This is a genomic window from Bacteroides sp. AF39-11AC (genome assembly GCF_003474285.1).
In the GTDB taxonomy this organism is placed as follows: Bacteria; Bacteroidota; Bacteroidia; order Bacteroidales; family Bacteroidaceae; genus Bacteroides.
This window is the reverse complement of record NZ_QROH01000006.1, coordinates 17032-37585: the sequence shown is the minus strand read 5'-3', so window position 1 is coordinate 37585 and position 20554 is coordinate 17032. Positions and strand designations below refer to the sequence as shown.

At 44.6% G+C, this 20554-nt stretch carries 16 protein-coding genes; 9 read left to right on the top strand and 7 right to left on the bottom strand.

Annotated elements, in window-relative coordinates:
* Positions 1-107 precede the first annotated feature (107 nt).
* Genes DW036_RS13910 through DW036_RS13900 form a run of 3 tightly spaced genes read left to right on the top strand, consistent with a single transcriptional unit; the run spans position 108 to position 2436 of the window.
* The gene (locus tag DW036_RS13910; RefSeq protein WP_118464928.1) at positions 108-860 is read left to right on the top strand and encodes a response regulator transcription factor; all 753 of its coding nucleotides are present in this window, start codon (positions 108-110) and stop codon (positions 858-860) included.
* Between the two features lie 47 nt (positions 861-907).
* The gene (gene bla, locus DW036_RS13905) at positions 908-1813 is read left to right on the top strand and encodes a class A beta-lactamase, subclass A2 (protein WP_118464927.1); all 906 of its coding nucleotides are present in this window, start codon (positions 908-910) and stop codon (positions 1811-1813) included.
* Positions 1810-2436 (top strand): NUDIX hydrolase, encoded by a 627-nt coding sequence (locus DW036_RS13900; RefSeq protein WP_118464926.1) that lies wholly within the window; start codon positions 1810-1812, stop codon positions 2434-2436. The genes bla and DW036_RS13900 overlap by 4 nt, the downstream gene beginning before the upstream one ends.
* A 17-nt stretch (positions 2437-2453) precedes the next feature.
* Here DW036_RS13900 and DW036_RS13895 read toward each other — a convergent pair whose 3' ends face one another.
* Both DW036_RS13895 and DW036_RS13890 read right to left on the bottom strand, forming a co-directional pair.
* Positions 2454-2804 carry a helix-turn-helix domain-containing protein gene (locus tag DW036_RS13895; RefSeq protein WP_118464925.1) on the bottom strand — a complete coding sequence of 117 codons (351 nt, stop codon included), beginning with the start codon at positions 2802-2804 and terminating at the stop codon, positions 2454-2456.
* A 52-nt stretch (positions 2805-2856) separates the two neighbouring features.
* On the bottom strand, positions 2857-3792 hold the full coding sequence (locus DW036_RS13890) for a PD-(D/E)XK nuclease family transposase (RefSeq protein WP_118464924.1): 936 nt from the start codon (positions 3790-3792) through the stop codon (positions 2857-2859).
* A 364-nt stretch (positions 3793-4156) separates the two neighbouring features.
* Here DW036_RS13890 and DW036_RS13885 point away from each other — a divergent pair, with 364 nt between their 5' ends.
* The 4 genes from DW036_RS13885 to mgtA all read left to right on the top strand — a co-directional run bounded on the left by DW036_RS13885 (position 4157) and on the right by mgtA (position 9937).
* Positions 4157-5032 carry an arginase family protein gene (locus DW036_RS13885; RefSeq protein ID WP_187374614.1) on the top strand — a complete coding sequence of 292 codons (876 nt, stop codon included), beginning with the start codon at positions 4157-4159 and terminating at the stop codon, positions 5030-5032.
* Positions 5033-5112: 80 nt separating this feature from the next.
* A complete protein-coding gene (locus DW036_RS13880) occupies positions 5113-5799 on the top strand; it encodes a response regulator transcription factor (protein WP_118464922.1) in 687 nt (228 codons plus the stop codon).
* On the top strand, positions 5796-7163 hold the full coding sequence (locus DW036_RS13875; protein ID WP_118464921.1) for a HAMP domain-containing sensor histidine kinase: 1368 nt from the start codon (positions 5796-5798) through the stop codon (positions 7161-7163). Before DW036_RS13880 ends, DW036_RS13875 begins: the two co-directional genes overlap by 4 nt.
* Before the next feature lie 122 nt (positions 7164-7285).
* Positions 7286-9937 (top strand): magnesium-translocating P-type ATPase, encoded by a 2652-nt coding sequence (gene mgtA / locus DW036_RS13870; RefSeq protein ID WP_118464920.1) that lies wholly within the window; start codon positions 7286-7288, stop codon positions 9935-9937.
* 122 nt (positions 9938-10059) lie between these two features.
* On the opposite strand, the gene DW036_RS13865 is transcribed toward mgtA, so the two are convergent.
* On the bottom strand, positions 10060-10293 hold the full coding sequence (locus DW036_RS13865; RefSeq protein WP_233560443.1) for a hypothetical protein: 234 nt from the start codon (positions 10291-10293) through the stop codon (positions 10060-10062).
* Positions 10294-10644: 351 nt separating this feature from the next.
* Entirely contained in the window at positions 10645-11658 is a 1014-nt protein-coding gene (locus DW036_RS13860; protein WP_118464919.1) for a site-specific integrase, read from the bottom strand.
* A 755-nt stretch (positions 11659-12413) separates the two neighbouring features.
* Between DW036_RS13860 and DW036_RS13855 the strand changes: the two genes are divergently transcribed.
* The gene (locus DW036_RS13855; RefSeq protein ID WP_118464918.1) at positions 12414-12710 is read left to right on the top strand and encodes a YtxH domain-containing protein; all 297 of its coding nucleotides are present in this window, start codon (positions 12414-12416) and stop codon (positions 12708-12710) included.
* A 69-nt stretch (positions 12711-12779) separates the two neighbouring features.
* On the opposite strand, the gene DW036_RS13850 is transcribed toward DW036_RS13855, so the two are convergent.
* A complete protein-coding gene (locus DW036_RS13850; RefSeq protein ID WP_118464917.1) occupies positions 12780-14282 on the bottom strand; it encodes a hypothetical protein in 1503 nt (500 codons plus the stop codon).
* A 235-nt stretch (positions 14283-14517) separates the two neighbouring features.
* Between DW036_RS13850 and DW036_RS13845 the strand changes: the two genes are divergently transcribed.
* Entirely contained in the window at positions 14518-16131 is a 1614-nt protein-coding gene (locus DW036_RS13845; protein ID WP_118464916.1) for a serine hydrolase, read from the top strand.
* A gap of 88 nt (positions 16132-16219) precedes the next feature.
* Here DW036_RS13845 and DW036_RS13840 read toward each other — a convergent pair whose 3' ends face one another.
* Positions 16220-17467, bottom strand: a complete 1248-nt coding sequence (locus DW036_RS13840) for a TolC family protein (protein WP_118465224.1) — start codon at positions 17465-17467, stop codon at positions 16220-16222.
* Entirely contained in the window at positions 17445-20552 is a 3108-nt protein-coding gene (locus DW036_RS13835; protein ID WP_118464915.1) for an efflux RND transporter permease subunit, read from the bottom strand. The genes DW036_RS13840 and DW036_RS13835 overlap by 23 nt, the downstream gene beginning before the upstream one ends.
* Positions 20553-20554 lie beyond the last annotated feature (2 nt).

Genomic DNA, 20554 nt, shown 5'->3' with positions numbered 1-20554 from the left:
TGTACTTAAATAAATAACCATTAGTTTTCATTACCTTTGCAAAGGTAAAGGCTTACAGATAAGTCGGCAATACTGATTAATAACCATTTTTCCCATCTCCATGCCGTATGGACATCGTAAATAAACTGAAGAAAGAGTTACTGAAACAAGCGTTCACCGAGGAACAAAAACAAACGGAACGCCTGAATGAGTGCAAACATATAGCTTCCATATATGCACAGACCGAAAATGCCATAGCAGTATTGAGCGATATGAAAGCAAATATTAGTTATATTTATTACGGCGGGGTAGCCGAGAATCTGGGATTGTCAGAACGGAATACCGCCAAAACCATTCAGTCTATATGGGAAGAAGAAATATTCAGCCACATCCATCCGGACGACCTACAGGAAAAGCATTTGCAGGAACTCCGCTTCTTCCACTTCCTGAAAAGTGTTCCTGAAAAGAAACGTCCGGACTACCACCTCATACACAATATACGCATGCGCGATCATTCGGGCAGGTATGTACACATCTTGCACAGAATGTTTTATATAGCGAGCCACTCAAACGGAAGTGTATGGTTGTCCTTATGCCTTTACAACTTTTCAATGGATACGTCGTTAAGTTGCACCATTCTTAACTCAGCAGACGGGCAAACCCTCGAACTGGAAAAGCAGAATTGCAACGACCTGTTGTCAGACCGAGAAAGAGAAATCCTGCAATTGATAAATAAGGGGAAAATGAGTAAGGACATTGCCCAAGCATTATCCATAAGTGTAAATACCGTAAACCGGCACCGGCAAAATATCCTGGAGAAACTTCAGGTAAACAATTCAATAGAAGCTTGCCGGATTGCTAAAGAATTGCACCTGTTATGATAAGAGAAGTAAGACCGGAATTAATATTAACTCGCTAAAGTAGATTTATGAAAGCAAAATTCTTTTTAAGCTGTATGGCGCTGGCAATCTTGTTCAGTGCATGCAATACCACCAACCGCACCCCGAAGCAGAAGATAGAGCAACAAATAGATTCTGTTCTGAAAGATAAAAAAGCTACGGTAGGTGTTGCCGTACTCGCCAATGATGAGATTGTAGCCGTTTATAATAACCAAATCCATTTCCCCCTGTTAAGCGTCTTCAAATTTCACGTGGGACTGGCCGTTTTGGACAAGATGGATAAAGACCACGTCGGTTTAGACAGTCTTATCGAAGTAAAGTCTTCTCAACTGACGCCCAACACATACAGTCCGTTAAGAGATAAATTCCCCGATCAGGATATTACAATTTCCCTCGGAGAGTTGCTGAAATACACCATTTCGAAAAGCGATAACAATACATGTGATATCCTTATAGAATATGCCGGCGGTATAGACCAAGTAAATGAGTATGTGAAATCGTTAGGAATAAAGGATTGTAATCTTGCGGCAACGGAAACCCTCATGCATACCTCCGAAGATGCCTATCTGAACTGGAGTACTCCGGAAGAAGTAGTAAGGCTATTGAATATAGCCGACAAGCACCCCCTGTTTGCCGCCCAATATAAAGATTTCCTGCAAGCAATTATGCAGGAAACCTCTACCGGTAAAGATAAGCTGAAAGGCCAGTTGCCTGCCAACGTAATCGTAGGCCATAAGACCGGCTCTTCCGACCGGACTCCGGAAGGGATAAAGATTGCTGATAATGATGCAGGCTTTGTTATCCTGCCCGACGGACAGAAATATTATATAGCTGTCTTCGTCATGGAGTCGCAGGAAACCGATGCAGATAATGCAGCTATCATCGCCAGTATATCCAAAATTGTATATGATACTTTAAACTCAGATATCCAATGAATAAGAACACTGATCCCCGCTGGCTCGAATGGGCCAAGGAATTACAATTCATAGCTCAGGCAGGACTGACCTACTCCCGCGATCCCTTCGACATCGAGCGTTTTGAACGTATCCGGGAAATATCGGCAGAGATTATGAGCCATCAAAGCGATCTGCCGATAGAGAAAGTAAAAGAATTATTCTGCAATGAAACCGGTTTCCAAACACCTAAACTGGATACCCGGGCCGCCATCTTTAAAGACGGGAAAATACTTCTGGTAAAGGAAAAAGCTGGTGTATGGTCTATGCCCGGTGGCTGGGTAGACGTCAACCAAAGCATCAAAACCAATACGGAGAAAGAAGTCAAAGAAGAAGCCGGACTGGATGTAAAGGCCGTACGCCTGATTGCTTTGCAGGATAGAAACCTGCACAACGTGCCTCCTTATGCATACAATGTCTGCAAAGCCTTTGTTCTTTGCGAAGTAACAGGCGGAAGTTTTCAGAGCAATATAGAGACTACCGAAAGCAACTATTTCTCTCTGGACGAGATACCTGCATTGGCCGAAGAAAAGAACAATAAAGAACAGATAGGCATGTGTTTCGCCGCCTATCTGGATGAAAATTGGAAGGTACCATTCGACTAAAACAACAGGCTGCAAATCTATTCCATTCCCAGTATCTCTTTCATCTTCGGACGGAAATCACCGCCCCATGCCTCAAGCTGTTCGATAATGGGAACGAGTGTTCTGCCCGCTTCCGTTATGGAGTATTCCGTGTGAGGCGGAAGTACTGTAAATATCTTCTTCTCGACCATGCCGTGCATTTCCAGTTCTTTCAACTGCTGATTGATAACCCGAGGACTTGCATCTGTAAACAAACGATGCAATTCACTCGGGCGTTTAGGGCTGGTGAGCAATTCCTGAATAATACAGGACTTCCATTTACCGCCTATCACCTCCATCGTTATCTTTATGCCACAATCAATATCAAAAGGTATTTTCTTCTTATACATAGAGTCAAGTTTGCACAAAAGTAATCATATCAGAGGAAAACTGCACAAAAGACTACAAAGCGTCAATCTCTTCTGGCGTTAGACCGGTAGCTTTAACTATAATGTCAATAGGAGTCTCTAATTGCTTCATGTTACGGGCAACGGTCAGGTAAGCTTCCGCGCGTCCTTCTTCACGACCTTCTGCACGACCTTCTTCACGTCCTTCCTCACGTCCTTCCTCACGTCCTTCCTCACGTCCTTCCATCTTGCCTTCCAGTTTGGCTGAATCCAGCACATCATTCTGAATCATCACAGCACTCAAATGCTCATCATAAGCCATACGTTCTTTAGGAGGCATGGAAAAATATTTCAGTTTCTCACGAGCTTCACTCAAACCGGGAGCTGTGGTATCAGGACAAATAGTGCCATACTTCAAGTATTTCATCCATTCTTCAAGCGGGGTGGCAGCCACCTTATCAAACTCATTCACACGAATCAAGATGTATTCAGGAAATATCTCAGCAGGCATTCGAGGTACGATAGCATCACGCTCTTTGACATTCACTTGCAGGCGGTCACCTGTATGCACACCTACAAAATGATTTTGACCATGATACAGGTAGTCACTACCCTTCCCGATATCAAAGTAAAGAATACTGATAGAATATATTTTCTTCACCTTATAATAAGTCTCGCCCAACGAGATGTGTTCAGTGATGGCCTTGGCAACGCCATAAAGAATCCGTTCCAGATAATAAAGTTCACGAGTGTTTTGTATCTCGATAATAATAATCTCATCCTTACTGTTACGCGCCTTAATATCCACACGATTGAATTTATCTTCGGCAGATAGCTGATTACCTTCACTCTCCAGTATTTCCAGAATAGTAACTTTCTCACCCAAAAACACGGTGAGGAAACCTTCTAATACACCAAAGTTTGCCTTCTGACGGAGCAAGCGTTTTATTGCCCAATCGAAACGCACATATTTATCTTGAAGCTCTTCCATATTATCTGAGTATTAATTGGAATACATTAGTTTACCTACAAAGATACAGCTTATTAAGAAAAGGACAAGCAAACAGGCAAAAGAAAGTATGCCGGACAAACAAAAAACATCTACCAAAACGTTTCGCATTCATTACATTTTATCACTAAAAATTTATCGCTTAGATCCCATTCTCGTAAAAATGAAATAAACGCTTTTACAGGTAGGGATAAATTTATCAGTATATGAATAATTTAGCCGTACTTGTGTATTACTCCGCCACTTCTTATTTTTGTACCTAAAAATGAGAAAGTATTTATTATCAGCTGCACTCATTATTGGAGTCGCTTCAATGTATGCACAACAACCCGTAAAAAGTAAAGATATGAAGAAAGAAACCACCCCTCTCCGCCTGATTTATCCGCAATGGCAAGGCGGAATCGTAGATCATTGGATGCCGGATATTCCGGCAGAAGACTCTTCCAGAGGTTATTATTTAGGTGCCCAGTTACTGAACCTGCTGGCTCCGGACAGCAATCAGAAAACCGTGGAAGTTCCGGTATCTCTCGATATAAACGACAGAACAACGGAAAAGGGTATCAGCTCCCGTAACGTGATTGTCAAACAAAGCAAGGCTGCGCTCGATATACTTAACGAAAACAAACCGGACCGGATTATCATCCTGGGCGGAGAATGTTCGGTCAGCGTTGTTCCGTTCACTTATCTGGCTGCCCGATACCCGAACGATGTAGCCATAGTCTGGATAGATGCGCATCCGGACATCAACCTGCCTTATGATGAATACAAAGGGTATCATGCCATGGCCCTCACCGCTTGCTTCGGAATGGGTGACGAAGAGATTATGAACTTGTTGCCCGGTAAGTTTGACGCTTCCAAAGCATTAATCGTAGGGCTGCGTTCATGGGACAAAGGCATGCAGGAACGGCAAAAGGAATTGGGCATAAAAGGTCTGGCACCGAAAGAAACAGCGGACAACAGTTCCGCCATTATGGAATGGTTGAAAAGTACCGGAGCTTCCAAGGTTGTCATCCACTTTGACCTGGACGTGATAGATCCTGCCGACATGATAGCAGGCGTCGGCGTAGAACCGGGCGGAATGAAGACCGAGGAAGTAGTCCGCGTGATTAACGACATTGCTTCCGAATATGACCTGATAGGATTGACCGTAGCCGAACCAATGCCACGTATTGCTATTAAAATCAGGAATATGCTGAATCAGTTACCTTTATTAAAAGAGTAAGAAAAGAGAAACTCACAAATAATCTCTATATTTGTATGGTCTCAAACAAAAACAACTGGAATCTATAAAAAATACGGACCATGCATACGATATTGATTATTGAAGACGAACCAAGAGTAGCCAGCCTGCTCAAGAATGGACTGGAAGAGAATGGTTATCAAACCATGGTGGCTTACGATGGCATCATGGGACTACGCCTCTTCCGTGCCCATACTTTCGACCTGGTAATTTCCGATATTATCCTGCCCAAGATGGATGGCTTTGAACTATGTAAAGAAATCCGCAAAACGAATCCAGGCATCCCTATCCTGATGCTGACAGCCTTAGGCTCTACAGATGATAAACTGGATGGATTCGATGCAGGAGCCGATGACTACATGGTGAAGCCTTTCGATTTCCGCGAACTCTATGCAAGAATCAGGGTACTGCTGAAACGTAATAATGAAGCAGCCGCACCGCAGCCCCGAGAGATCAGATATTCCGACCTGTACATTGACCTACAAGGAAAGAACGTAACCCGAAACGGCACTCCCATCAAACTTTCACCCAAAGAATACAACCTGTTGCTCTACATGGCCGAGAATGCAGAGCGGGTTCTCAGCCGCATAGAAATAGCCGAAAAGGTCTGGAATACTCACTTTGATACCGGAACCAACTTTATCGATGTATACATCAACTATCTTCGCAAAAAGATAGACAAGGACTTCGACACCAAACTGATCCATACCAAAGCCGGTATGGGCTTTATACTGACGGATAAACTATGAAGATCAGGACAGCCTTAACCCTGCGGTACACCTGTATCACAGCTGCCGTATTCCTGGTATTCATCACTGCCATCTACTACGTCAGTGAACACTCGCGCAGCAATGCCTTTTTCAGGAATCTGAAAAGCGAAGCAATCACCAAGGCACACCTGTTTCTGAACAACCAGGTGGATGCCGAAACCATGCAATCCATTTACCTGAACAACAAAAAGTTCATTGACGAAGTAGAAGTAGCCGTCTACGACACCGACTTCCGGATGTTATACCACGACGCCTTACAAAACGACATCATAAAGGAAACTCCGAAAATGATAGAGCGCATCCTCCAAAAGAAAGAAATAGACTTCTACATCGAGGATTACCAGGGAGTAGGCATCATCTATACTTTCGGAGGCAAGGATTACATCGTTACCGCCGCTGCCTACGACGGCTACGGATATGCCAAGCGGGAAATCCTGAAAGAGACACTTGCCCTATTACTGTTCAGCGGACTGACCGTGCTGATTATTGTAGGTTACCTCCTTGCCCGGAGCGCATTGACACCCATCAGAAGCATCGTGAAAGAAGCGGAGAACATAACCGCCTCACGAATCAACAAACGCCTGCCTGTCAAGAATGAGAAAGACGAATTAGGCGAACTGAGCCTTACCTTCAATGCCCTGCTCGACAGACTGGAAAAATCATTCAACTCGCAGAAGATGTTTGTCAGCAACGTGTCTCACGAACTGCGTACCCCTATGGCTGCCCTTTCTGCCGAACTCGATCTTGCCGTGCAGAAAGAACGAAGCCCGGAGCAATACCAAAACGCCATCCACAACGCGTTGCAGGATTCGCAAAGAGTGATTAAACTCATCGACGGACTACTGAATCTTGCCAAAGCGGATTATGAACCGGAACAAATCAAGAGAGAAGAAATCCGTCTGGACGAACTGTTGCTCGATGCAAGGGAACTTGTGTTGAGGGCGCACCCCGATTTCCATGTGGAACTCGTATTCGAGCAAGAAGCCGAAGACGACAAGGTGCTCACGGTGATCGGAAATAGCTATCTCCTTACAACAGCGTTCGTAAACCTCATCGAAAACAACTGTAAATACTCCCCGGACCAAACTTCCTTCATCCAGATTTCTTTTTGGGAAGAATGGGCCATCATCCGCCTTTCGGACGACGGTGTGGGTATGTCAGACAAAGACAAAGAGAACTTGTTCCAACTCTTTTATCGTGGCGAAAACAAAGATGTGGCATCCGGCTACGGCATCGGCATGACTTTGGCACAAAAGATACTGAGCCTGCACAAAGGGGAAATATCCGTCTTCTCGCATCCGGGTGAAGGGACCACTTACGTCGTTAAGCTCCCGCATATCTGATCTCTCTAATGGTTTTCTAATATTACTCTAATAAATCTCTAACGGCTTCCCCACGAAGCCGTTCTTACTTTTGCGTCGTGAAATAGAAACGCAATTAGTAACTTCAAAAAAGGAAAGAGATTATGAAGTGGAAGAAAAAGTTACAACAGCCTCAGTATGCATTCAACTCCGAGAAAGTATTCCTGACTGCCACACAACCGGCAAAATCCGTTTACTCATACCTGCAAACGACAAGGCTCGGGTTGACAAGGGCAGAAGTTGAAGACCGCCGGCTTACGTATGGAAAGAACGAAGTGGTTCACGAACAAAAGAAGAATCCGTTCATCGTATTCATCAAGACTTTCATCAATCCGTTCATAGGAGTACTGACCGGATTGGCAATCATATCACTCATCATCGACGTACTCATGGCAGAGCCGGGAGAACAGGAATGGACGGGAGTCGTCATCATCGCCGTCATGGTAGTGTGCAGTGCCATCCTGCGTTTCTGGCAGGAATGGAGAGCCAACGAAGCCACAGATTCGCTGATGAAAATGGTGAAGAACACCTGTCTCGTGAAGCGTGCCGGAAGCGGTGAAGAAGAACTGGATATCACGGAATTGGTTCCGGGAGACATCGTCTTCTTGGCAGCCGGAGACATGATTCCGGCAGACATGCGTATCATCGAATCAAAGGACTTGTTCATCAGCCAGGCTTCCCTGACCGGAGAGTCGGAACCGATAGAGAAGTTTCCGGAAGTAAAGGAAAAACAATACCGGAAAGGCAGTATCGTGGAACTGGATAACATCTGCTACATGGGTTCCACCGTTATCAGTGGCGCAGCCAAAGGCATTGTGTTTGAAACCGGCAACAGGACTTTCCTCGGTACTATCGCCCGCAACCTCACAGGACACCGTGCTACTACCGCTTTTGACAGAGGAATCAGTAAAGTAAGTCTGCTGCTCATTCGCTTTATGTTGGTCATGGTTCCATTCGTCTTCTTCATCAACGGGTTTACGAAGGGGGATTGGTTCGAGGCTTTTATCTTCGCCATTTCGGTAGCCGTGGGACTCACGCCCGAAATGCTTCCGATGATTGTAACTGCCAATCTCTCTAAAGGTGCTCTGTCCATGTCGAAGAAGAAAACGATTGTCAAGAATCTGAATGCCATCCAGAACTTCGGTGCGATGAATATTCTCTGCACCGACAAAACGGGTACGCTGACATGCGACAAGATTGTTCTGGAAAAATATATCAATGCAGATGGCAGCAATGACGAAAGCAAGCGGATATTGCGTCACGCTTACTTCAACAGCTATTTCCAAACCGGATTAAAGAATCTGATGGACAAAGCCATCCTCTCACATGTAAAGGAACTAAAGCTGGAACATCTGAAGGATGCTTACACCAAAGTGGACGAGATACCGTTCGATTTCATCCGCCGGAGAATGTCCGTAGTGATAGAAGACAAACAGGGAAAACGACAAATCATCACCAAAGGAGCTGTGGAAGAGATGCTCAGTATCTGTTCGCACACGGAATTCAATGGAGAAGTACAGGCTCTGGCGGATGAGCTGAAGGTCAAAGCTCAAAAGATCAGCGAAGAAATGAACCGGAAAGGGATGAGAGTACTGGCCGTTGCTCAGAAAAGCTATATAGAAAAGGCGGGCAATTTCTCCGTAGGCGATGAGAAAGAAATGGTTCTGATTGGTTTCCTGGCTTTTCTCGATCCCCCGAAACCCTCTGCGGCAGAAGCCATTAAGCAACTGCACGAATATGGTGTGGAAGTTAAAATCTTATCGGGGGACAATGACATTGTAGTGAAAGCCATAGGTCGGCAAGTCGGTATCGACACAAGCTATTCATTGACCGGACCGGACATTGAGAATATGGATGAGGCCATTTTGAAAGAACAGGTAAAGACTACCACCTGCTTTTCCAAATTGACGCCTCTGCAAAAGACACAGATTATTTCCATCTTACAGGAACAGGACAATACCGTAGGATTTCTGGGAGACGGCATCAATGACGCTGCAGCCTTACGGCAATCGGACATCGGCATTTCGGTAGATTCCGCAGTGGACATCGCCAAGGAAAGTGCCGATATCATCCTGCTGGAAAAAGATCTGATGGTACTGGAAGACGGGGTACTGGAAGGCCGGAAAACTTTCGGGAATATCAATAAGTACATCAAGATGACGGCAAGTTCAAACTTTGGTAATATGTTCAGCGTCATGTTTGCCAGTGCATTCCTGCCGTTCCTGCCAATGATGCCGATCCATCTGCTCATCCAGAATTTGCTGTATGACATTTCGCAAACAACAATTCCGTTCGACCGTATGGACCCGGAATTTCTGAGGAAGCCACGCAGATGGGATGCATCTGACCTGAAACGTTTCATGATTTATATCGGTCCGATCAGTTCCATATTCGATATTGTCACTTATCTGGTAATGTGGCATGTGTTCGGATGCAACAATACGGAACACCAATCCTTGTTCCAGTCGGGATGGTTCATCGAGGGACTGCTTTCGCAAACCCTGATTGTACACATGATACGTACGCGGAAAATTCCGTTCATACAGAGCCGTGCCACATGGCCCGTAATCGGTATGACTTCTTTAGTGATGATTATAGGAATTGCCATACCGTTCACATCTTTCGGAGCATCCATCGGTTTGCAAGCGCTTCCATTGAGTTACTTCCCGTGGCTGGTGGGTATTCTGCTTTCCTATTGCGTACTGACTCAACTGGTAAAGAATTGGTATATCAAGAGATTTTCGAGTTGGTTGTAAAAGAAGGCCCTGCTTTTCTTCTTTGTCAGACGATACTGGCGGATGAAGAAAGCAGGGCTATTAGTATCAACAAAACTATAGTGTCATTATTCAGATAAAACTATCATCAATCAAAAAATCTGTTATTCAGAGAAGGACTCGTCGCATACTTCGGTGATTTGTTCATAAGGAATACATCCATAGCTGCGGTCGTCCAGATAACGCAATGCTACATACGGCACATCTGCTCCGGAAACATACATTTGCAATATAGATATCACCTCTGCCATACGCGAAGTGTATGAGCCATTTCGCTCATTGCAAATCTTCACCCACACGCGGTCTCCTCTTTTGATGGGCAGTTCTATATTCTTCATAAACTGTATAATTAATGCGTTTGTTGGAATTACTTGCATAGTAACGGCAAATAACAAATGCAAAGTTGCGTCTTTTTTGACAGAAAAGCAAACAAACCCTAACAAAATATGAATAAATCTTATATCGGACAGCAAAAACAACATTAAGATTAGTCCCTGATACATACAGTTTCCGATTCTTTACCTCAGCAGGCAAAAGGAATTGTGTTTCCGCTTTATCCTTTGAAAGTGGAATGCTTCTTTGTGTACCTTATTATCAGGAAAACTTCTTTTTACCATAAAATGATGCCGTCCGAAAACCCTTTTCCGACCTGTATCAAATGGTAGTTTGCCGTTACTATGCAAGTAATTTCACCTCAACGAAGTACCATACAGCATATTAAATCTGCCATCTTTCTTCTTTTTACTTTTCTTCACCAAGGAAATCACTTGCCTGTTTATTCTGTCTATCACCTCCGCATCAAAAGGTTTCAGATAAGTCATCGTCACCCGAATGGACGAGTGCCCCAACGACTGGCTTATCAGTCCCACAGGTACACCACTATGATAAGCAAGTGTAGCCCATGTATGGCGTGCGGTGTACGAACTTACGGAAACACCGGGCAATAACAGTTTCATCAACCGCGCCAACTCCCGGTTAAAATGTCGCAATGTTTCCTGATAGCGGTGGTGATGTTCCTCCATGAACAGTCCTCCATGCAGAAGCGGGAACAGATACTCCGAATCCGTCTTGTCCCTGTACTTCTGCAACAGCCTCATCGCATCGGGCGGCACATCCACCACCATCAGTTTCCCCGTCTTATGCCGATGGTAAGTGATGCGTCTATTTCTCAAATCCGACTTCCGCAAGTGTGCCAGGTCGATGAACGGCATGCCGCGCAACATGAACATCAGCAAGAAGTAGGTAAGCACCTGTTGCTGATGCAATGTCAGCATACTGAAATCTGTATTTCTGAGTCGCTCCATCTGTTCTGCCGTCAGCGCCCGCTTGGTGCGCGACTCTACCTTCGTATAAACATCCTTGAACAGCACCGGATTGTACCCCTCTGTACCCGGTGACATCCAGCGATTGTACACCGCCTGCAATGTACGCATGTAAGTAGAGATAGTGTTCGGACTGGAATGTTGTCCGGCCAGCCACTCCTCATACTCTTTCAGGCGCTTCGGAGTGAAGATCTCCTGCATGGACAGAGAGGTTGTAGCAATTTCCGGATGCTTCTCCGCTGCATGAAACTTCTCATAGGAACGCAGTGTGCAAGCATAAACATGCATTGCCGGAAACTTTCCTTCCCGCTTCAGCATCCTGATAACTTCCGCCATGTAAAGCCGCAAGTCACTCTTCGCATTTTTTCTTTCTACATTCATAAAGCATTGATTTTAATTACGTGATTTAAAACTGCTTGTACCACAGAACGTACGTGCAGTAGTAATGTTTATGAGTGCCAAAGATAAAGCTAAAGGAATCCGACAAGAGAATATTTATAAATGATACGAATCTGGTATTGAATTTGATTTATATCGATATAAAAGGAAATAATTCATCATTCTAAACAGGGCATTTGTCACAATTTATCAACATTAAAAAAAACATTTCATAAACAACTGATTATCAGATATATTATAACGATAGTATCTCAGTATATGACTGAGGTACCCTAAGTATCATACTGAGATACCCTATATATACGACTGATCTCAAAGACATCTTACTTTATAAATATTTACCACTCATTTATAGGACGTTTATTATACTATATCATCGTTTTACCCATAACAGGAAAGAAAGGAATAAAAGTGATTAGTGTTTGGTGATAAGTGATTAGCGCCATTCGGTATATTATTTTTTAGACGCGGATGACACGGATAACGCGGATTTAAAAGGCTGCGCTATAAAAGTGGAAAAAAAAAAGACCCGCGTCATCCGTGTCATCCGCGTCTAAAAGATTATTTATCATTTAGTTCATAACCCTACAAGAAAGAGTTAATTCAACTCCTGATTCTCATAAATTGTGAAATAGTAGTAATTCTTTCCCTACCCGTTGAACTAATGCCTTGCGCACTCTGTTCTCTGACCAAAATAGAACATTAATTTAGTTTTTAACCATTAAACCTGTTTAATTATGACATGTAAAGATTCTCACTTTTTGATTGGCCTGGGAGTAGGTTCAATCTTAGGAGCACTGGCTTACGGCTTTGCCCGCAGTGCAAGAGCAAAAAAAATGAAAGCAGAAGTATTCGATGCCCTGCACAGAATTGAAGGACATACCGAATGCCTGATCGAATCTGCTAAAGAAAAGGCATTGTATGCCGGAGAAAAAGTAGCTGACAAAGTAGCGAATGAAACTTCTGTCATCGCAGAAAAAGCCAATGACATCAAAGGTAAAGTTCACTCTATGGCTGATGAAGCTAAGAAGTAATCAATCTGCTCATTACCGTAAAAACAGAGGGAGGCGGGGTATCATGCCCACAATCTCTCTGTTTTTTCATTATATGCTCGTGATTGAATGGGCCTCACTTACCAATGAAGCTGGATAATCGCAGATTTCCAATATCTTAATTGCATTATGCTCGGTCGCAACTCCACGTTTCAGCTTGTAATCGAAAGACAGAATACCGTCTTTCACCGACTCGCTGAAATAGTATAATTCGTATTCTTCTTCCAGCATATCGGCCAGTTCCAAATCGTGCGTAGATACAAATACCAGATTATCACTTTTCACCAGCCAGGAAAGCACAGCTTTCGAAATCGCTATCCGTTCCTTGGTATTGGTTCCTCTGAACAATTCATCGAGCAGGAAGAGGTGATTTCCATGACTGCTTTCATTTACAAAATCCTTGATAGTCATCACTTCCTGCATAAAGTAACTCTTATTTTCCATCAAGTTGTCTCCCTGATGGATGGAAGATAGAAGAGAAATCCGGGTATTTATCTCAAATACTTCTGCAAAACAGGTATGAAGTGCTTTCGCTGCTAACAGATTCACTCCTATCGTACGCATGAAACAGGTCTTACCCGCCATATTCGAACCGGTTATCAATGCCGACTTCTCATGCAGTACCATATCGTTCGGAATACAGTTTTCTATCAGAGGATGATACACAGCCTGTGTACGCAATCGCTCCCCTGCCTTGTTATCTCCCGGCAAGCAGTAATAAGGCAACTCCTCCCTCAAGATGGCAACAGACAAAATAGAATCCAGAAAACCGATAAAGCGGTAAACATTGTGGATAACCGTCGCCTTCTCTTTCAACAGATGAAAAGTTCTGCCTACCGCATACGCCTCGTGGAGAAAAAATACCCGGATTAATTCCGCTACCACATAAAGCATAATAGCCATGTCGTTATCGAGACTGATATTGAAACGGAAATAAGAAATATACTTCTTCAGACCTTCCACAGCTTTCAAGTCAGTCGTGATAGAAGGATCTACAGAGACAAACTCCTTATTCTGCGCCAGCTTTCCCGCCTGTCTTATCATCTTCAGAAGCTGAGGTATGGAGAAAAAGTATCTCTGGATTTTCGCCTTATTACGATAGTGCAACACCGCATTCGCCACAAATGAAAAGACAAATAAAGTAAGAAACACTCCCGAATGAGTGATCAGCATCAAAGCCAGAAACAACAAAGGCAGAAACCGGCATATATTAATAAGAACCATCTCCTTAGCACCAATCCCTGTGTTGTCGTTTTCCAGAATGGATACAATGGAATAAGCATCCGGCTTATCCAATTCCTTCAATGCATTACTCAAAAGAGTACGCAATTCCGCATGAGTTGTCAATGAAGACAGAAGGGCTTCCTGCTTTTCCATGCCAGAGGTTTTATCGGATAGCAGAAGATAATACAAGTATTGCCTGCCTATGCTGGAATGACAATAATCGATCTCGGCAAACAAATCGTCCAGATTCAGGTCGTCAATGGTGTTAGCGGATAAACCGGTTTCGCCCTCGGCATTTCTATAAAGGAAATAGTTAGCAATTTCGGACATGGTGTATTCTTTGATTATTCAGTAAACAACAAATCTATTAAAATCAACTGGAAAAGCAAACTCTTTTAGAAATATTGTTTTACCTGAACCACTATTCTTTCATGAAAAAGCAGCGATTCACTGAAATCGGGAATAATTGCAAACTATACATGTGATATCGTTATCCCCCACCCCAACGGAACCGCCTACCTTTGCAACATCAGAAAATAAGAATAAAACTCTAACGGAAAACAGTATGAAACAGAAATTAATAACATTAGCAGGTTTGCTGATTTCGGGAACGATTTTAGCACAAAACGGAGGAACAATTATGAAGAAGTATGAAAATCAACTGCCGCAGGAAGGCAGAGGCAATGTGCATGTAGCCTATCAGGGAAAGACTATCGACCAAATGATTTATGAGTTCATGGAAGAACAGGGCATACCGGGCATGACGCTCGCCATTGTGCAAGCACCTTACATTCCGCGCGTAGTGGGCTACGGAGTAACAGATTTTGAGAAAGGGAATCTGGCAGCTGCAAAAACACTTTGGCCTATCGGCCCTATTTCACAAGGCTTCACGGCAGTAGCCATCATGCAGTTATATGAAAAAGATAAACTGGACCTGAACGATACTATTGGCAAGTATCTTAAGGATATTCCGGAGAACTGGAAAAATATCAGCATCCTCCAGCTGATGCAACATAGTTCGGGCATTGCCGACTACCGTTCGCAAAAGGGCTTCAATGTATCTGCCGATTATCAGCCCGAACAACTGATAAAAACGGTAGAAGCTATTCCACTGGCTTTTGAACCGGGTACAGACGTAAAGCAGAGTGCTACAAACTTTCTGTTGCTGACTTCTATTATTGAGAAAGTAAGCAAGATGTCGTATCACAACTTTGTGAAGAAGTATCAGATAGATTACCTCGGTCTGCAACAGACCTATTTCAGAGAGGATTTAGCCAGAGTAAAACAAGAAGATGTTACAACGACTGCCAATGTACACCAGATTTTCAAGAAAGATAAAGACTACATCAACCCGTCAGAGACGACTACGGGATATATAGAAAAGGATGGAAAGTTAGTTGCCGCCCCTGCTATCAGCTCCTCCTCAATGAAAGGTTTTTCTGATATATGGGCATCTGCCGAAAATGTCAGTCATTGGGACATCGGCCTCGCCGGAGGTGTACTGATAGCTAAACCGGAAAACCGAGAAATGATCTATAAACCTACCCAACTGGCAAATGGAAAGATTATTCCTGCGATAGCCGGCTGGCAGTTCTACAACCACAAAGGTCTGATGGATATAAAAGGAAACGTATCGGGACATTCAGCTTTCCTGAGCCGCTTTACGGATGCATCGGAATTGGTATGCGTAACTCTGCTTGCCAACAAAGAAAGGGTTGACCTGACAAATCTGGGACGCAAAATTGCTGCTGCCTTCGATAGCAACAAGATGGGAACAGGTACCAATGATAACCTGCTCTATACTTACGAAAGCCAGTTCAGCGTAGCAGAAACAATGGCCCACATCGAACAGACTCTGAAGACTATGGGGATACCTGTATTTGCAAAATTCGACCATGGCAAAAATGCTGAAGAGGTAGGTCTTGAACTCCGTCCGAACCAAGTTATCGTTTTCGGTTCACCCAAGGTAGGAACCCAATTAATGCAAGAGAATCCCAGCATCTCCATTGAATTACCACTGAAGATATCTGTCTGGGAAGACAAGAACGGTAGTGTATGGGCTACTTTCCCGCAAATGAAAGTGATGGGTGCAGAATACGGTCTTGATAAAGAACCGGTTATAGGGAAAATGCAGGGGCTGTTAGAAAAGATAGTTATTCAATCGGCAAGTGTATATTAAGTAAAAACAGAAACACAAAAACTTTATATAAAAAACGGAGCGGGGATATGTCCAAAAGAATGGATCCCCGCTCTACTCTTGATATAATTCAAAAACATAGATCCCATATACCACAAGCCCTCTCAAGCTCTACCAATGAAGCAGCATATCCCTTCATCGTCTCCAGATATCCCTGCTGCACCTCATTGTAGGTGCGCTGGGCAACCAGCACATCCAGAATGTTCGTTTCTCCCCTCTTGTACTTGTAGACCATTCCGTCGAGCACCTTGCGGGAATCTTCGAGTACGCCGGCTCTATATTGAAATACTTTCTTTTTCTCCGCCTCATAGTTGTACCAAGCCTGGTGAATCTCCGCCTGTATCTGCAATTCCATATCCCGCTCCCTAACTTCCGACTGAGTTATGCGAAGTTTAGCCGCCTTTATCGCTCCCTTATTCACATTCGAAAATTTCAGAGGAACCGATACTCCGCCAATGGCAGAACGGACCGGAGGAAAAAATCCATGCCAATCTCTTTCATAAGATGCGGAAAGGGCTATATCGGGACGACGTTCAGCTCTTGTCAGCTTGTACTCACGGGCACTGACTTCTGTGCCCTTCTGTGCTACAAGCAGGTCTATGCGATTGTCCAATCCCACCTTTATCAACTCTGCCAACGCAAAATCCCTGCTTAATTCCTCCCAATTGCCCAATGGGATATTCAATGTATCAGCCGTAGCCCCCATGCGCCGGTTGAGCATCACCAAAGCTGATTGATAAGCCGCCTCCTGAGTGTAAACGGCATTCAGCAAAGTCATGGCTTCGAGCTTTGACTGGCGGGCATCGTTTTCGGTAATCTCACCGGCAGCATAGCGCAGACTGTCCGACTGGCTGAGTTGCAACATATATTGATATGAACGGTTCTGTACGCCAAGCAGCTCTCGCTGAAGGATGGCTTCGAAGAAAAGATCGGCGGCATCCGCTCTCAAATCCTGAAAGCCTTGCTCCAGCAACAGTTTTTCAAGTTCTGCCCGGCTGCGTGCAAGCCGAATACGGTTTCCACGCTTGTTACCCAATTCAAGAGAATAGGAAAGCCCCAATGAAAAGTTATCACTACCCGCTTCAAACTCCAGTTCCGGATCGGGAAGCACCTTCTGCGCAACCGTTTCCGCATCAGCTATGCTGACATTTAATCTCTCTGCCAGATATCCCAGATTACTCTTCCCTACCCGATTCAGATATTCCGTAAAAGAAATATCCTGCTGCGGATACTCACGGACTTGAGCAAAAGACGGAATACATGTCATTCCTGACACCAGCAGTATGAGTAAAACTCTATATCGTAAGTTCATTTTCATCATTCTTCTTTTTAATAAAAACACGGTTTTCAACTAAGTAATAAAACACCGGAAGCACAAACATGGAGACAAGTGTCGCAAACATCAACCCATATACGATGACCGTTGCCAACGGGCGCTGTACATCGCTACCGATTCCGGTTGCCATCGAAGCAGGAAACAATCCAAGTATGGTGGTGACGGAAGTCATCAGAATAGGACGAAAACGTTGCCGCGCCCCTTCCACCACAGATTGGCGAAGTTCCATTCCCGTCCTGCGCAACCCGTTGATTTGTGACACCATGATGATACCGTTCTGTATGGAAAGCCCGAACATAGCTATAAAGCCAACGGCCGACGATACATTCAGCGTCATGCCGCGCACGTTGAGGGCAAGCATACCTCCAAAGAGTGCCAGAGGTACAATAAGCAGTACCAAACCTGCCTGCCGGAACTTTCCGAACGTTGCATAAAGCAGAATGAACATGCACATCAACGTCAAGGGAATAATGACCGCCAGTCGGGTATAAGCTCGTCGCTGATTTTCAAAAGCCCCTCCCCACTTGACGGTATATTTACTTTTGTCATAATCCACCTTTTCACTGATTGCCTTCTGTGCCTCACTCAGGAAAGACGACAGATCGCGCCCGCGAAGATTCAGCTTTACCGTCAGATGGCGCCTGTTCATCTCCCGGGTAATGGTACTTTCACCAATGCTCAGCCGGATATCGGCAACTTGCGAAAGCGGAATCCTGGCACCGGTAGAAGAAGTCAGCATAAGTCCGGCTATCTTTTCGGGAGTATCACGTGCATCTTCTTTATATTTGCAGGTAATGTCGTACTGCCTATCGCCTTGGTACAACTGGGCTACGGCTTTACCACCAATGGCAACTTCTATCAAATCAGCTACATCCGAAACCTTCAGACCGTAACGGGCAATGGCACTACGATCCATAATAATCTGCAGTTGAGGCAACGGAGGTTCTTGGTCGATGTCAAGATCAACGGCACCTTTCACTGTTCCCAACACTTGGGTTATATCTTCCGCAAGACGACGTGTCTCACGGAAATCCTCTCCATACACCTTCACCACCAGCTCGCTATGCGCACCGGCTATCTTATCCATCACTCCGTCTATCATAGGCTGACTGAAGCCGACTTTAAAGCCGGGAAGAGTCGCATACTCCTTTTCCAGTTCCTGAATCAGGTCGTTTTTGGTCTTTCCCTTGGGCCATTCACCATAGGGTTTGACGCCGATGGAAACTTCAAAATGCGAAGGGGTGAATGGATCGGTTCCATCGTCATTGCGCCCCGCCTGCACCATAATATAGGTTACTTCGGGATACTTCATCGTACGGGCACGCAAGGTATCGGAAAACTCTCTCGACTTTTCCACCGAAATGCCGGGCGGCAGATTGACTTGCAGCCAGATGGAGCCTTCGTCCAACTCCGGAAGGAAGTCTTTACCAACCGTAATACTGAGGACGATGCCCGCTACCAGAAATACAACCGATGGTATAATCGCCTTCAGAGGAGCATCAATGACTTTCGCTACTACACTTGCATATTTCTCTTTCAACTTCTCCAGCCAGCGGTTCCTATAAAGCTTGCGCGGCTTGCGATAGATGGCATAAGCCAGTCCCGGAATCAGTAAAAGTGCAACCAGAAGTGCTCCTATCATGGCATAACTCATCGTGAATGCCATCGGTGTGAAAAGCTTCCGCTCCACACGTTCAAAAGCAAACAGCGGCAGGTAAGCCGTAATAATCACAATCGTGGAGAATAGAATGGGACGCCCCACTTCCTTGGTACGCCGAGCTATGCTTTTCTCTTCCAGGCAGTTTTCAGGATGATCTTCACGTTTCTTGAGAATGGTTTCCAGCATGACAATAGCACCGTCTACGATAATACCAAAGTCAATGGCACCGAGCGAAAGCAGATTAGCCGGAATATCCGTAAGATGCATCAGAATGAAAGCTATAAGGAGGGAGACAGGTATCGTGACAGACACCAGCAATGCCCCACGCCAGTTTCCAAGAAACAGAATGAGCACTACGATGACCAAAGCCATTCCCATCAACAGGGTATGAGAAACTGTACTCAACGTAGTATCTACCAGACTGGTGCGATCCAGAAAAGTATGTATATGCACTCCTTCCGGAAGCATCTCGTGATTCAGTTCATCCACTGCCGCATGAATACCTGCAAGTACCTGTGATGGATTCTCATGTTTCAACAAAAGCACAATTCCTTCCAGACTTTCAGAATAGTTGCGCATACGGTCTGTATAGCCCAATACGCCTTTTCTTTCCAGATTTCCATATTTCAAGGAGCCTATATCACTGAGAAATACAGGCACTCCGGAGGTAGTACTGACTACGATATGACCCAAATCGTCCAAGTTCTCTATCAGTCCGATACCACGCACCACATAGCCCAGATCACCACGATTCAACACACTGCCTCCCACATTGGCATTATTATTCTCGATTGCTTCGATAACCTGAGTAAGAGATAAATTGTATTGCTCCAACTTATGCGGATCTACTTCTACCTGGAACTGAGTGGTTATTCCCCCGAAGTTGGTGACATCGGCCACTCCAGGCACTTCCTTGATGCGGGGGATGATGACCCAATTCTGCAAGTCGGTCAATTCACGCAGCGAATGCCGGTCACTCTCAATGATATAGCGATATACCTCTCCTATAGGCGATGTCAACGGGTCGAGTCCCGGAACCGCGCCATAAGGCAGTTCCACTTCGTTCAGTCTTTCCTGTACACGCTGGCGGCTCCAGTAGTCTTCCACCCCATCTTGAAAAACAATGGTAATCATGGATAGTCCGAAAGTGCTTTTACTGCGCATAACATGCATACCGGGCAAGCCGTTAATGGCACGTTCCAGTGGTATGGTAATCTGCTGTTCCACTTCCTCAGCTGCCAGACCGGGAACTTGGGTAACAACCTGTGAGGTCACATCTGCAATATCGGGATATGCTTCTATCGAAAGTTGTTTCCACGAGTAGTATCCGAATACGCACAACATGGCAAACAGACAAAGCATCACCCATCTTTTCTGTATAACCGAAAGCATTATTTCCTTCTTCATGA